This is a genomic window from Bradyrhizobium sp. Pha-3 (assembly GCF_042258325.1).
Taxonomy (GTDB): domain Bacteria; phylum Pseudomonadota; class Alphaproteobacteria; order Rhizobiales; family Xanthobacteraceae; genus Bradyrhizobium; species Bradyrhizobium elkanii.
Map to the genome: position 1 here is coordinate 2,431,588 of NZ_CP170151.1, position 14,054 is coordinate 2,445,641.

Annotated in this window: 10 protein-coding genes and 2 pseudogenes; 3 read left to right on the forward strand and 9 right to left on the reverse strand. The window is 59.3% G+C overall.

Annotated elements, in window-relative coordinates:
* Positions 1–1,319: 1,319 nt before the first annotated feature.
* Positions 1,320–2,096 (reverse strand): annotated as a pseudogene (locus ACE10X_RS11430) (M20/M25/M40 family metallo-hydrolase); the annotation flags it as partial.
* 146 nt (positions 2,097–2,242) lie between these two features.
* On the opposite strand from ACE10X_RS11430, the gene istA reads away from it, so the two are divergent.
* Both istA and istB read left to right on the forward strand, forming a co-directional pair.
* On the forward strand, positions 2,243–3,976 hold the full coding sequence (gene istA, locus ACE10X_RS11435) for an IS21 family transposase (RefSeq protein ID WP_209946074.1): 1,734 nt from the start codon (positions 2,243–2,245) through the stop codon (positions 3,974–3,976).
* Entirely contained in the window at positions 3,954–4,721 is a 768-nt protein-coding gene (gene istB, locus ACE10X_RS11440; RefSeq protein ID WP_209946072.1) for an IS21-like element IS1631 family helper ATPase IstB, read from the forward strand. The genes istA and istB overlap by 23 nt, the downstream gene beginning before the upstream one ends.
* A 77-nt stretch (positions 4,722–4,798) precedes the next feature.
* On the opposite strand, the pseudogene ACE10X_RS11445 reads toward istB, so the two are convergent.
* From ACE10X_RS11445 to ACE10X_RS11480, 8 genes and pseudogenes are all read right to left on the reverse strand, one after another.
* Positions 4,799–5,152 (reverse strand): annotated as a pseudogene (locus ACE10X_RS11445) (M20 family peptidase); the annotation flags it as partial.
* 743 nt (positions 5,153–5,895) lie between these two features.
* On the reverse strand, positions 5,896–6,420 hold the full coding sequence (locus tag ACE10X_RS11450) for a flavin reductase family protein (RefSeq protein ID WP_085964790.1): 525 nt from the start codon (positions 6,418–6,420) through the stop codon (positions 5,896–5,898).
* Between the two features lie 264 nt (positions 6,421–6,684).
* On the reverse strand, positions 6,685–6,867 hold the full coding sequence (locus tag ACE10X_RS11455; RefSeq protein WP_075968510.1) for a hypothetical protein: 183 nt from the start codon (positions 6,865–6,867) through the stop codon (positions 6,685–6,687).
* A 263-nt stretch (positions 6,868–7,130) separates the two neighbouring features.
* A complete protein-coding gene (gene trpD, locus ACE10X_RS11460) occupies positions 7,131–8,132 on the reverse strand; it encodes an anthranilate phosphoribosyltransferase (RefSeq protein ID WP_016842012.1) in 1,002 nt (333 codons plus the stop codon).
* A gap of 311 nt (positions 8,133–8,443) precedes the next feature.
* Entirely contained in the window at positions 8,444–8,671 is a 228-nt protein-coding gene (locus ACE10X_RS11465) for a hypothetical protein (RefSeq protein ID WP_125459188.1), read from the reverse strand.
* Positions 8,672–8,711: 40 nt separating this feature from the next.
* Positions 8,712–10,319 (reverse strand): acyl-CoA carboxylase subunit beta, encoded by a 1,608-nt coding sequence (locus tag ACE10X_RS11470; protein ID WP_026192385.1) that lies wholly within the window; start codon positions 10,317–10,319, stop codon positions 8,712–8,714.
* A 1-nt stretch (position 10,320) separates the two neighbouring features.
* Positions 10,321–10,884 carry a biotin/lipoyl-containing protein gene (locus ACE10X_RS11475; protein ID WP_155258714.1) on the reverse strand — a complete coding sequence of 188 codons (564 nt, stop codon included), beginning with the start codon at positions 10,882–10,884 and terminating at the stop codon, positions 10,321–10,323.
* Positions 10,826–12,295, reverse strand: coding sequence for an acetyl/propionyl/methylcrotonyl-CoA carboxylase subunit alpha (locus ACE10X_RS11480; protein WP_016842008.1), 1,470 nt, complete (start codon positions 12,293–12,295; stop codon positions 10,826–10,828). The genes ACE10X_RS11475 and ACE10X_RS11480 overlap by 59 nt, the downstream gene beginning before the upstream one ends.
* Before the next feature lie 846 nt (positions 12,296–13,141).
* Here ACE10X_RS11480 and ACE10X_RS11485 point away from each other — a divergent pair.
* Positions 13,142–13,360: a hypothetical protein gene (locus ACE10X_RS11485; RefSeq protein ID WP_016842006.1), complete on the forward strand. Its 219-nt coding sequence runs from the start codon at positions 13,142–13,144 to the stop codon at positions 13,358–13,360.
* Positions 13,361–14,054: the final 694 nt, after the last annotated feature.

The window sequence follows — 14,054 nt, forward strand, 5'->3', positions numbered from 1 at the left end:
CGCCAGACCTCGATTGAGTGCTTCGGGTACCCATTACCCAGGTTACGATCCCGCGGCCCGAGCAGGACGGAGCGGTTCTTGATGGCTGTCATGGGGAGCGAACGATCGACACTGTTCGAGGTATCAGGCACTTGATCCACTTGCTCTGTTTTGCTCGGAAGCAGTCGTGTGCATCTGCCCGTAGTGATAGGTGCACCATGACGACTGTTTCTTGCCTGGTCTTTGACATACAGGCTCGCCGCACATATATGCCGACCTTGGATCTCCATCTTTGAAGCCGACAATGGCTCGGCATTGGCCTTCAATGTGGTCGATCAGCAGGACCTTCCTGACGCCGTCCGGCTCTTTCAACTTGCTGCTCCGCGATATCGCGCCATCTCTTCCGATGCCGCGCCAGTCACGCCGAGCGACACTTGCAGCTCAAGTTTCTTGAAAAGATACGCAGTCGCATGGGCCGTCGCACACTTGCGCGAGGATAAGCTTCCACCAGCATCGGGAAAGTGGTGTGAATCGAACCAAATGCTGGCTCTCCGAGGTGAGTTCGGTGCGGTCGTCTTGCCGTTCGGTTGCAAATGCGGGAAGCGGCGGCGCCCTGCGAGGGCTCGGGATCGAGGTGTACGCCGATCCCTTCCGGCATCACCGTCTCGCTGGCGCCTCGCTTTGGGGCAGCCGCACAGTATTGGTTCTGGAATGCCGGGGCGTTCACAACTACCTGCGAGCCGCGGTACTGCGATCAAGACTCGCTGCATAGCATCTCGACCGATTTGCTGGCGGGAATGAGGATCATGACCAACACTCAGCGTATGTTCTGACGAGGTGAGACATTCGTAATCCTTCACGATTCTGACGGCAGACGAGACACGCGGCGATTTAGGGATCGTACAACTTAACGTTACGTGCGATTCAAGCTCTTTTGGGCAACCCGCGGAGCATGCCAAAGCTCTCAGGTTTGCCGGTAAGGCGCTGCCAAGCGGTGTCGTGTCGACCGCAATTCTGCGCCAGGGTCTGCGTCAGAAAGTCGCTTGAGACGAGGTTCGCAAGCGACGAGGCTGTTGTCGAAAAGCCCGCGCGTTCGCGATCGGGCATCCGTCGTCTTCGCAGCCATAGCGGATGTAACGTCCGCTGTGCCTTATTGAATGCTTCACTGCGCATCTGTCGGGCGCTGACGCGGCAAGCCCAGGGCGAGATCCGACGATTGTGTTCGACAAGCCGGCCTGATGGTAGCTGACCCCTTTGCGCCGTTCGAGCGAGCCGCGCGATTGTGCGAGCGTGCCGTCATCTGGTGCACGTCGCGGTCGTCGGCTCCACTGGAGCGAAGATCATTGCAGCGTCTGATAGAGGCGATAGAGGAGCCGGGCGCGCGGCTCGATCGACGAAATGTAGAGTTGCTCATAATGCGTATGGGCGCCCTTGCCGTCGACGCCGAGACCGTCGAGGGTTGCGGTATGCGGCGCGGTGAAATTGCCGTCAGAGCCGCCACCGCTGAATACATCGAGCAGCTTGAAGCCGAGCTCGGCAGCAAGGCTTCTGGCGTGTTCGTAAAGTGCGGCGCCGGCGTTGCGCTTTTCGTACGGTGGCCGGTTCAATCCGCCGATAACCTTCACGGTGACACCATGGGTACGTGAGGTGACGCCGAGGATCTTCGGAACCAACTCGTCGGCGTCAGCCATGGTCGGCACCCGCATATCGACTTCCGCATAGGCTTCCTCGGCGATCACGTTGGACTTGCTGCCGCCACGGACGACGCCGACATTGACGGTGACGCCACGCTTAAAATCGTTCATCGCCTCCAGTGTCTGGATCACATTGCCAAGTTCCCGGATCGCGCTGCAGCCATCTTCGGGGCGCGCACCGGCGTGGGCCGGCGTGCCCTTGACGAAGACCTCAAAGCGCGCAACGCCTTTGCGTCCGGTGACGATCTTGCCGCCCTCGCGCGCGGGTTCGGTCACCAGCACATACTTGGCCTTGCGGCCCTCGGCCTCGATCAATGCCCGCGAGGTCGGGCTACCGATTTCTTCGTCCGATACGTAAAGTTGGGTGACGCCGAGCGGAGGGCGGACATCATCGGCGCAAACCTGCCGGAACGCGTGATACGCCCCGTGGGTCGGTCAAAATCCCCCGGGTATGGTCACTTGAAACTCCCCCACCTGATGATCGCCGTCAGCGCCGCTGAACAGCGGTAGCGGTCAGGCAGGACGTTTATTTTCGGTCCCTTTAGTCTAGCCAGCAAGGGACCGGGGAGTTGAACGTCTTGAAGCCACACCTGCAAAGCACGGTATTTACGCTACTCGATCGCAACGCCAGCCAGCGCGAGATCCACAGGTTGACGGGGGTCGATCGCAAGACGATCCGGCGTTACCGGGCGCTGCGGGCTGGTGCGGAGGCAAATTCCCCCGGGGAAGTGACCACCGGCCCGGTGAGCGAGGACGGCCAAATTCCTCCACCCCGACCACCGGCTTTTGGGGCATCGGAAGCGACGGTCAGCAGCAGCCTGGCCCGCTCGGCCTGCGAACCGCATCGGACGTGGATCGAAGGACAGGTCCGCCTGAAGCGGAATGCGCAGGCGATTTACCAGGACCTGGTCGATCAATTTGGCTTTCCGTCCAGCTACCAGAGCGTCAAGCGGTTTGTCCGCACGTTGCGCCACAGCGATCCCGAGCAGTTTGATCGACTTGAGTTCCTCCCCGGCGAGGAGGCTCAAGTCGACTATGGCGAGGGCGCTCTGACGATCGATCCCAGGAGCGGCCGGTACCGCCGCCCCCGCCTGTTCGTGATGACGCTGCGCTACTCGCGGCGCAGCTTCCGGCGAGTGGTCTGGCAATCCAGCCAGCAAGTCTGGGCGCAGCTTCACGAAGAAGCGTTCCGGTATTTTGGCGGCGTTGTCAGATATGTCGTGCTCGACAATCTGAAGGAAGGTGTCCTCAAGCCCGATCTGTACGAGCCCGAGCTCAACCCGATTTACAGCGCGATGCTGGCTCATTACGCCGTGGTCGCCGATCCCGCGCGGGTGGCCGACCCCAATCGGAAAGGATGCGTCGAGAATGCGATTCAACATACCCAGGGCACCGCGCTGGCTGGACGGCGCTTCGAGACACTGGAAGCGCAGAACGAGTTCTTGCGGCATTGGGAGGAGAACTGGGCTTCCAGGCGCATCCACGGCAGCACGCGCCGTCAGGTCGAGGCCATGTTCCAGGAGGAGAAGCCGCACCTGCGGCCGCTGCCTGTCGCGCCCCTCCGCATCTTCACCGAGGTCGTTCGGACCGTCTGCGACGACACCACCGTACGCGTCGACAACAGCTATTACGCCGCGCGACCCGCGCCCATCGGCAGCCAGGTCGTTGTGCGGATCTACGCCTCCATGATCGAGATCCGTGATCGCCACACCCGTGCGCTGCTGCGTGTTCATTCCAGGATGACGCACCCCGGTTCTGTCGTCCTGCCAACCAACGAACGGCCGTTCAATCCGTCGCGGCAAACCGCCGTGTTGCTGGCGAGCGCCGAGCGCATCGGGCCGCAGACCAAGGCGTTGTGCCAGCAGGTGTTCGACACCGAGGGACGTCCCGGACAGCGCGCGATGTGGGGCATTGTCGGGCTGAGCCGGAAGTATCCGGCGCGGCTGGTCGAGCAAGCCTGCGCGCACGCCATCGACAACCGCATCTACCGCTACAAGCACGTGCGTGCGACCGTCGAGCGGTTGTTCGAACAGGCGATCGAGCAGGTTGGAGCGACGCCACAACCGGCATCGCCGCTCACCCAGGATCATCCGCTGATCCGTGCCCCGGCCGAATACGGCGATCTCTTCAGCCGTGCCGTGCGGCACGATGCCGGCGACAATGGCCGGCAGGCCGAGGCTCACGACAGCCACGCTCGTGTCGCCTGCGCAACCCCGGCCAGCTCCGGCGCCACGAGCGCTCCCGCTGCATCTTCTCACCTCAAACTGGAGACCCAGCCACATGATGACCATGCCGGAAATTGAGCGTTGCCTGCGACAGCTGCGCCTGTCGGGCGTCCGCGACACGCTGCAGACGCGCGTGCTGCAGGCGCAGGGCGCCAACCAGCCATTCCTCGAGACCTTCTCCCTGATCCTGCAGGACGAACTCGACCGTCGTCAGTCCCGCCTCATCGAGCGCCGCTACCAGCAATCCGGGCTCGACGAAAAGCTGACGCTCGCCGAGTTCGACTGGTCCTTCAATCCCAAATTGCCGCGCCAAACCTGCTTCCAGCTCCACACCCTGGCGTTCATTGCCGCTGGCGAGAACGCGCTGCTTGTCGGCAAACCTGGCACCGGGAAGTCCTACATCGCCAAGGCGATTGCCTATCAGGCAATCCTGCAAAGCCACAAGATCCAGTATCTTGAGACCGACGACTTCTTCCACCGCTACGCCATGAACTCCCCGGCACAACGCGAGGTCCGGCTGCGAACCATCATCGACTGCGATCTCCTCGTGCTGGACGATCTGTTCCTCGCACGCGCCATCCCTGACGACGCCGGCGCATTGCTGCAGACCCTGATCCATCAGCGCTACAAACTGCGCCGCAGCGTCATCGTCACCTCCAATCGCGTCGTGCAAGACTGGGGGACATACCTGGGGGACAACACCATGAGCACGACGATCCTCGATCGCCTGATGCATCATTGCCATCTGCTTGAGTTCGACGGACGCAGCTATCGGCTCAAAGAGGCCGCTGAAGCCCTTGCCCGGGAGACAATGTCAAACTAACAATCACCATGTCCTGCCTCGCGGGTGGAGGAATTTGACTGACCTCACCCGGAGGAATTTGAAGTGACCCGCGGGGGATACGCGAGATAGGCACCACCCTTCATGTCATAAATGCCGGGGCCGAATGCCCTGTTGCCCTCGACTTTGAACGGCAGGCGCTCGATGAACCCCATCGGATGAACTGTGTCGAGATGGCTCAGCACGAGAATGCCCGGTACGCCTTGGCCCCAGGACGAGCGTGTGACCAAATGATCGCCGCAGCCGTCGCGTCCCGCAACGCGGTCGACGCTGACTGACAAGTCACGATAGCCCGACGCGACGAGATCAGCCAGTTTATTGACCTGGTCCGGCCGTTCCGTTGGTGACTCGATCTCGACCCAGCGGCGGATGCCGTCGAGAATCACCGCGGCTTCGAATGGGTTGCTGGACATAGATCTGACGCCCTTTGAGTTCGACCTTCATCGTTCGCAGAAAATCGTGATAGGATCCATTTGATCGCATCATGATCTAACGCGAAGACCTTCAGAGTCGCCAACGTTGTGGGTCAGCTGGGCCTCTGAAGTCTAAGTCTTGCCGCAGGCAATGATGCTACGCGGGTTGAAATAAACAGCTACCAAACTTGGTAGGCTCCAACATGCAAGCTCGAGAGCCGTTGCTGTCTCGTGAACTGTAGCTGTTCTGATCAATTCCTCCGATAGCTGCGCAGCTTGCATTCCCAATACTCTTCCGCGAGGATGTCTGCGCGCACTGGCCTTGAACACGTCGATGCCAAGGCCGGCGACAAGATCAGTGGCGTCTTCCGGCGCGCATGCCGACGCAAAATAGCGGCTCGGTTCGCCATCGAGCAATCTCGTGAGTTCGTGCTCGAGGTGGAACCCGGCGTCGAGCGTTTTTATACTCACTTCGCAAGATGAGTATAATCCCGGTTAACCTCGGCTTGGGGGGCGAATCAGCGCGCCCGATTCCGACCTCTTGTGCCAAGCCTGCCTCGGGCGCGTTGTTCGCATCAATAGGTCGTCCAGCTTGAGCGGGTAGCTCACCTTTTGTGCTGGCGCGGGGATCGCGGCTCGCGGGAAAATACGATAGGTGCCTTCGTGACGCAGATCATGAAAATGCAGGTCATCGATTTTTAACACGTGCAGGCGCGCGTGAACGCCGCAAAGGGAAATCGCACTCAATCAAGCAGCAGGGTTCGAAGCGCGCCCCGGAAGTTGATCAATGGATTGCCGTGGCCGACCCGGGTCGCGACAATTCGTCCGATAAAGATGGTATGTGTGCCAATCACCTTGTGGTCGTACAGGACGCATTCGAGCGCACAAAACGCGTTTGGCAATAGCGGTACATCGAAGATGCCCTGTTTCCAGGGCGCGGTATCGAAGCGATGAACACCTTTCGCACCCTCCTGACCGCCAAAACGTAGCGCAAGGTCCTCCTGGTTGCTGCGCAGAAGACTGACTCCAAATCTGCGACTGGCGAGTATCCCGTCATGCGTCTCGGAGCCGACTTTTATGCCAACGAGTAGGCACGGGGGCTCCATGCAAATGGAGGTCACCGAACTAACCGTCAGTCCACGTCGTTCGGCGGCCTTTCCGGTCGCCACGATGGCGACACCGCTCGCCAGATTTCGCATGGCCTGACGGAACTCGGTCGCTTGGACAGATGGAATATCACGAATCCTAGGAGGGGACGGGTAGCTCATGACCTGCCTCTGGAGTTTTACTCCAATTCTGGTGTCTCCGTTACGCGCGGATGACCTTGATTCCTTTGCGCCTGCTATCGGGCGCACGGTGTCGCATTGCGCAACCAATGGCTGCCCCTCTCACCGAGCATCTCAGCGCGAGGAAGTTTCCTGCTTGGGAGTGCCCTGTTGATGGACGTGTCAGCGGCGATCCTGCCCGCTGCGTCGATCGCGACGGGGAACAGTCCGGCCGGAGTTTTTTTCGCATGTAGCAGCATAGGCACGCTAATTTACTCTCAACAGAGCACGCTTTTTCGCATCGAGAAGATGCCCATCGAGCGTCGCGTGCAGCGCACCTCGTAGCTCCGGCGGAATCGAGCCGTCTGTGTCGATCAATTCCCGAAACTTTCGAATGATGTGTTCTATCGTTGCAATAGATCCGAGTGTTTCCATATCCTGTGAGGACATTTCCCGATGATCTCCTTTTGCGCAGCGCACGAGCGCTTCGTCGCGGTCCCCGACTTCAACTGTGTGCCGCAACAGGCTCTTGCCGATAAAGAAGGGGACTCTCGCGCCGTGTGGTTAAGGCGAATTGTTTGATCAGTACGCGGATAGATGGCAACAACGTCTTCGAAAGCTCGCAGAAGCAGCGCGCGTTTGCGCCTGCTGTCCCTTCGCACTTGTGAGCATTGGTCTTGATCAGAATGTTGGAACATCGACCAACTCGGCTGTCACGCATTGGAAACCGTGATCAGTCGCTTCAGTCGGGCGGCCGCGGCGCCGCGATGAAGCGAATCTCTCCCAAGTGCAACGCCTTCCTGCAGCGTCGAGGCCCGGCCGGCTACAATAAAAGCCGCCGCCGCATTCAAAAGCGCGGCGTCGCGAAATCGACTTGGTGCACCATCGAGCATGCCCTGGAGCGCGTCGGCATCGCCGCCGTCCAGCGCCTCTTTGCGGCAGCGGCGGAGACCGGCTTCTTCCGGCGTCACTTCGAAGGTGCGGATTGTACCCGCCTCTAGGGCTGCAACAAAGGTTTGGCCGGTAAGGGTAATTTCGTCGAGTCCGTCCGAGCCATGAACCACCCATACCGATTCCGCACCAAGATTCTTCAATACATACGCCAAAGGCTGGACCCATTCGCGAGAGAATACTCCGATCATCTGCCGCTTGACTCTGGCCGGATTGGACAGAGGTCCGATTAGATTGAAAATCGTGTGGGTCCCAAGTGCGGTCCGAATCTGGCCAACGCGCTGCATCGCCGGATAATGGGGCGCCGCAAACATGAAGCCGATGCCAGCTTCGTGCACGCAACGCGCAACCGCCTCAGGCTCAAGGTCGATCTTCACGCCGAGGCGCGCCAACACGTCTGCGGCACACGAACCTGAGGACACATCGCGGTTGGCGGTCTTGACAACAGGAACGCCGGCCCCGGCAACAATAAAGGAGGCGCATGTCGACACGTTAACCGACCACATGGGGCCTTCGCTCGTGCCAGTGATATCGATGGGATCGCATGCCGCCTCGACCCGCGGCATTCTATCCCGAATCGCCGAGGCTGCACCGGTAACTTCTTCGACCGTTTCGCCGCGAACCCGCATTCCCATCAACAAGCCGCCGATCTGCGATGGGGTCGCGTGTCCCGACATCATGCTGTCGAAGGCTAACGCGGTTTCCTCACGCGTCAGAGTGGCGCCGCTGGCAACTTTGCCAATGATCGATTTGAGCGCTTCCATCGAACTTTCCACGATCCCTGTCCAAAGCTGAGGCTCGTCCGTTCAACGGGGGGCGTTGAAGAGACGTGACATTGGTGCATCGAAGCAGCTGCCTGCCTCCTGGGCGGCTGATACTTCATTGGCCCGTGCGTATCGGTTGGTTGGGCGCGGGCCCCTGGGTGAGGCTACAACCTGACGCTACGTGAGGGTCAAGCTCTCCATCTTATGGTGCTGTCAGGACAGCTCATCGGCCGATCAGAATAGTGCAGGCGCGTGGACGCCAGCGCCAACGTAAATGTCTCGCGCCGGTGGTTGCCGCGGCTGTCTCTTGATCACGGTGTTCCGATCCGGTCCACGGAAGCGTTCGGCCTGCGCGCGCCGCGTCGTCGAGCGTTGAAGCCGGCTTCCATTACCTGTTTGGGGTCGAAGCCCGATCTTATGGCTACCAGAAGGTAGCCGGCCAGATTGCAGGTGAAGGTGCACAGAACGTCACGTACACCATGCTCTACTGCTTTCACGGATTGGCTGTCATCGAACTCTACCTGCTGACGGTTGCGCAAGGTGGTTTATCTCAAGCTGCATCTCGTGTTCGGTCCTGCGTTACAGCCGGAACACGCCATACTGCGGCGCATCGATCGGCGCATTGAGCGAAGCGCTCAATGCAATTGCGAGGGCGGTTCTGGTGTCGACAGGATCCAGGATGCCGTCGTCCCAGATTTCGGAGGTCGCATAATAGGCGCTCGATCGTTCGTGATATTCTTCAAGAATTGGCTCTCGAATGGCTGCCAGTTCCTGCTCGGAGAGGCGTCCGCCCGCGCGAGCCAACTGTCGTGCCTTGACGTGGGTGAGAACGCCTGCGGCCTGCTCAGCGCCCATCGCGGATATCTGAGAATTAGGCCAGCTGAACACAAATCGAGGATCAAACGCGCGTCCCGACATAGCGTAAGTGCCCGCGCCGTGCGAGCTATTGCAAACAATCGTAAACTTTGGAACGGACGCTCCGGACACAGCCATGATCAGCTTAGCGCCGTCCTTGGTGATCCCACGCCGCTCATATTCGCGGCCAACCATGAAGCCCGTGACATTCTGCAGGAAGAGCAGGGGCGTCCGATTCTTGTCGCATAATTGGATGAAATGAGCACCCTTCAGCGAGCTATCGCTGAACAGCACGCCATTGTTGGCAAGGATCCCGACTTGATATCCATGAAGCCGCGCAAAGCCACACACAAGTGACGTGCCATAACGCGGCTGATACTCATGAAATCGGCTGCCATCGACCAGACGAGCGATGATCTCTCGCATGTCGAACTGCGCTCGGGCATCCTTTGGAATGATACCGTAGAGTTCGCAAGCACTGTAAGCGGGCGGCTCAGGAGCCACTCGATCGATCCAAGTTTTCGCCGGTTGGCGGAACCGAGCGACGACGTCGCGGGCAATCGCAATTGCATGCATCTCAGAGCTTGCGACGTAATCACTGGTGCCCGACACGTTGGTATGCATGAGGGCGCCGCCCAAATCTTCGGCCGACACGTGTTCCCCGGTGGCAGCCTTTACGACCGGGGGGCCGCCGAGAAAAATCGCCCCCGTACCTTCGACCATAATGTTGTATTCACTAAGCGCGGGGACGTAGGCCCCTGCCGCGGTGCAGTGGCCCATGACGATGGCGACCTGCGGCACTCCCATCTTCGAGAGAATGGATTGATTCCGGAGTATTCGACCAGCGTGGTAGCGATCCGCAAAGAATTCTGCCTGCAAAGGCAGGAACCCGCCCGCGCAGTCGCACAGATGAACCACCGGCAGACGGTTTTCGATGGCGATATCCAGGGCCCGCACAATCTTCTTGACTGAGAGCGGATACCATGCACCGCTTTTCACGCTGGCATCGTCGGCATGAACAATCACCTCCCGACCCGCTACAATGCCGATGCCGACGACCTGCGCGGCGCTGGGCACCTCGCCATCATACGCCTTGTTGGCGGCCAGCGTGGAAAGCTCTAGGAACGGAGTTTCCGGGTCGAGCAAGGCTGCGAGCCGTTCGCGAACAAACAGTTTGTTCTGTCGACGCAGTCGCTCGAAATCCCGTTCTGGCCGATGGAAGCGGGCAGCGCGTTGCCGTTCCTTCAATTCGGCCGCAAGCTGTCTGTTGTGGCAATCGTTGCGGCGAAACGCTTGCGAGTTAACGTCCGCTACGGAACCGATCCGCTGCATTTCAGCGCCCTTCTTCGGAGAGCGTGACCAGCTCAGCGTCATGCTCGAAGCTTTCGCCTTCCTTGACGTGAATTCGATCGACGATGCCGTCCTGCGGTGAGCGTATGATCGTCTGCAGCTTCATGCTCTCAATCATCATCAGTGCCATTCCCGCCGAGACTGATTGGCCAGGCGAAACGGTAGTCGCAACAACTACGCCAGGCATCGGCGCACGGGCGATTAGCAGGCGTGTTTCGTCATTCGCGGAAGTGAGCGCTCGCAATGGGTCATTGTAGCGCACAATGCGGCTTCTGCCGCGTATATGCAGATGAATCAGGTCGCCATCGATAGCAAACCTGACCGGTTCGCTTTCCCCGGCAATGGTCAGGATGCCACTACTCTCACCGTGATGCGTGAACGCGACGGGGGCAATCACTTGGTCGCGCAAATGAAGCCGGTAACCCTGCTGGCTGGTTGAAAGCCATAGCCTATGGTCTACGCGGTCGACCTCGAATGAGTGATACACGTCAATTTCTCCAGCTGCCAAATGCTGCGTGAAGCTCGGGCACGGCGTCAGCGGAAGCACGCACCGGTCTCGTCAGGAGAGCGGCGGATGCCAGGAACGCAGACAATCCGGTAGCAAAATTGTCGGTTGCAAGATGCGGGTTTTCTTCAAGGTATCCCGTATGGAACTGACCGCCGAGAAATGCCTCGTCAGCTAGGATCCGGGCGAGCAAGCTGGCATTGGTCTCACACCCAAGTAGAACAAGTTCTCGAACCGCACGATGGGCTTTCATAGCAGCCTCTATGCGGCTTGGGGCATGCACGATAATCTTTGCAAGCATCGGATCGAACGCCGCCGTGATGTGCTGACCTCGCATGATGCCGCTGTCGATCCGTACGCCGTCCGGATACTCGAGAAGAAGTACTTTGCCAGTGGTTGGAACGTATCCGCGTTCGGGGGCCTCCGCGTACAGCCTGAGCTCGATCGCATGCCCGTTCGAAGCAATATCGGATTGCGCAAGCGCAAGTTCGCGGCCGGCTGCGGCATAAACCTGTTCGGCGATCAGGTCGACACCAGTGACCATCTCGGTCACTGGATGCTCGACTTGAAGGCGGGTATTCATTTCGAGAAAGTAGAAGTCGCCTTCGCTGAGGATGAACTCGACCGTTCCAGCATTTTGATATTGCGCCGCACGGGCGATGCCGACCGCGGCTTCGCAAATCCGTGTCCGCAATTGTGGTGATAACGCGGGCGAGGGCGTCTCTTCTATGATCTTCTGGAAGCGGCGCTGCACTGAACACTCGCGCTCGAAGAGATGGACTAGGTTACCGAAGGCGTCACCCAACACCTGTACTTCGATGTGCCGCGGGATTTCGAGATATCGTTCGACATAAAGTCGGCCATTTCCAAAGTAGCAACGCGCTTCACTGCGCGCCTGCTCGATGGCTGCTTCCAATGCATTTGGGTCGCGGACAATTCGCATGCCCTTGCCCCCACCGCCCCCCGTCGGCTTAACCAGCAAAGGAAATCCAACAGCTTGCGCTCTCGAAACGAATGTCGTCGGATCATCTTCTTCGATGGCGCAGGGAAGGACTGGAAAGCCGTTGCGCTGAACGAAGTTGCGGGCCCGGATCTTGTCCCCCATGAGTTCGATGGCTTCCGGAGCAGGCCCGATGAAGGTAATGCCTGCCTTGATCACCTCCCTGGCGAACTCCGCACTCTCGGAAAGCAATCCATATCCTGGATGCAGCGCCCCGGCGTTCGCCTTGCGAGCGGCAGCTATGATCTGCGCAATGTCCAAATAGCTCGCCACCGGCGTGCGGCCACTGATCGGAATTGCCAAGTCGGCCATGGAGACGGCCGGGGTCAGGGCGTCTACCTCGTGGTAGGCAATTGCAGAACGGAGTCCAAGCTTCCGCAGCGTTTTGATGATTCGTGCAGCTATCTCGCCCCTATTGGCGATTAGAACCGTATCGAAGTGTAATTTGTGCATTCGCCTATCCGGACAAGCACTGTGGGCCAGAGCTTCTGTCAGTTGTGACCGATTGGTACCACTCTCGACGGCCCGCGCTTGATCGCTTGCCTTGGTGGAAGAACAGGCTTGATCCATTTTTGAATGTGAACTGGCACGCTCACGGCCGGCGATCCCTCACTTTGAGTCACTGTTCTTCTTGCCAGTATCTCGAACGGAGATCACGTAGCGACACTGCTGGCTGAGGCTCGCTTGCTTTGATCGGAGACAAGACATAATGGCGGCACGATCAGGTATGTGGCTGCTGCACAGGCGGAACACGTCCTCCATGCAAGCCTCCTTCTCCTCCGCGGTCGGCGCTTGGTCGCGCGCATTCACCTGTCCGGGGATTGCGGCTGTCATTGCGACAGCAAGAGCGATAGCGCGGTAGTTGGCATTGAGAAGCGAAGCCAAACGGAGTCGTTGGTTTTGACTCATGATATCCTTTCAAGCCGGTGGTGCAGTGGTTGTTATTTGGCGCCAAACGCAAGATGACCTGACGACCGGAAAATGGGCCCGGGCGCGCAGTTCGCATTATCTGTCAGGAAGCGTCGAGATTGTCGAAGGTGGCCCTCACTTGTCTAGGATCGTACAATCTGACGCAACGAGCGATTCAAGCCCCTTTGTGGGCCCAATCGCCTGTAGATGTTTGGAATGTGCATATTCCGTCTTAGCGACGCCTGCGCGAGGGAGTTCGGATGGACCAGTGCACACAGTATTGCTGTGCGGCGGCTGCGAATGGTACCGTGGCGTAGCTAACGAGATGAGCCTCGCTGTTACGTAATTGTACGTAGCGCGGTTGTCGCATTTCTTTGATCTGAGAATTGCATGCTCACCGCCATGAATCCAAAAAGTAAACTCTACGAGCCCAATCACTGGCGAGGCCGTGCGGAAGCAACGCGAAAGAAGGCGGAAGCACTCGCTTACGGCAAATTAAGAGATAGGCTTCTTAAGATTGCCATCGAATACGACAAGCTGGCTCTGCGTGCCCAAGATTGGCAGGCGAGCCAAAACGAGAACGATGCGTTGTCCGACTATGAGTTGTGAGGGCTGGCCGCGCTTCGGCAAAGCGCGCGCGCACATTCCGGCTCGCAGTTTCTTTTGTGGAGCAAAGGTCGCTCAGTGCGCTCGGCGCGGCCAAGTCTATTGCAAGTCTGTATACGGGGTGAGCCGCGCCGTTCGGCGGGGCGATGGATCTCGGGGGAGAGGGACGAGGTGGCCGCGCGCAATATGGTGGTATGACGGCCTGCTCCTGTTGCGATGGGGTCGGGGCGCTGGCGAGGCTGGCGACGCGATCCCTGTCGCCATCCTTGCGCAAGCGTCACAAAGCACGTTTCCGGCCTTAGTTGCGCATCTGGGCGCGGGTAGTAGTCGATGTCAGTCGGCATGTTGGCGGGTCATGTCAGTCCGCCGATTCGCGGCGTTGTCCTGTTATCCCCGCCTGTTTCGTTTGCGTCGCGAGAGAGCCGCATGTCGTGTCTAGGTAGTCCGCCAGTTGTTGACTTGAACCAAGTCAAAGAAAGAGATCGCCACTGCCAGACTGGCGGTGGTGCGCCTGCTTCATCCTCAGCACGATTCGATCGGAACAGTCGCGGCATACGAGTGGTCGAGAAGCGCTCGTGTGCCGCACTATTTGTCAAGACATCGCCGTCGATTCTGTATCGCTCATAGGAGCGATGCGACGATCCAGCAAATGCCGGCCCAGAGCAGCGCGTTTAGGAACAACCCAAGCAGTGGCCAC

What these genes read in the sequence shown, in the direction of transcription:
- ACE10X_RS11485 (WP_016842006.1), top strand. Translation starts at nt 13,142, where the DNA reads ATGCTCACCGCCATGAATCCAAAAAGTAAACTCTACGAGCCCAATCAC.
- istB (WP_209946072.1), top strand. Translation starts at nt 3,954, where the DNA reads ATGATGACCATGCCGGAAATTGAGCGTTGCCTGCGACAGCTGCGCCTG.
- ACE10X_RS11470 (WP_026192385.1), bottom strand. Translation starts at nt 10,319, where the DNA reads ATGCAGCGGATCGGTTCCGTAGCGGACGTTAACTCGCAAGCGTTTCGC.
- ACE10X_RS11455 (WP_075968510.1), bottom strand. Translation starts at nt 6,867, where the DNA reads ATGTCCTCACAGGATATGGAAACACTCGGATCTATTGCAACGATAGAA.
- ACE10X_RS11480 (WP_016842008.1), bottom strand. Translation starts at nt 12,295, where the DNA reads ATGCACAAATTACACTTCGATACGGTTCTAATCGCCAATAGGGGCGAG.
- trpD (WP_016842012.1), bottom strand. Translation starts at nt 8,132, where the DNA reads ATGGAAGCGCTCAAATCGATCATTGGCAAAGTTGCCAGCGGCGCCACT.
- ACE10X_RS11450 (WP_085964790.1), bottom strand. Translation starts at nt 6,420, where the DNA reads ATGAGCTACCCGTCCCCTCCTAGGATTCGTGATATTCCATCTGTCCAA.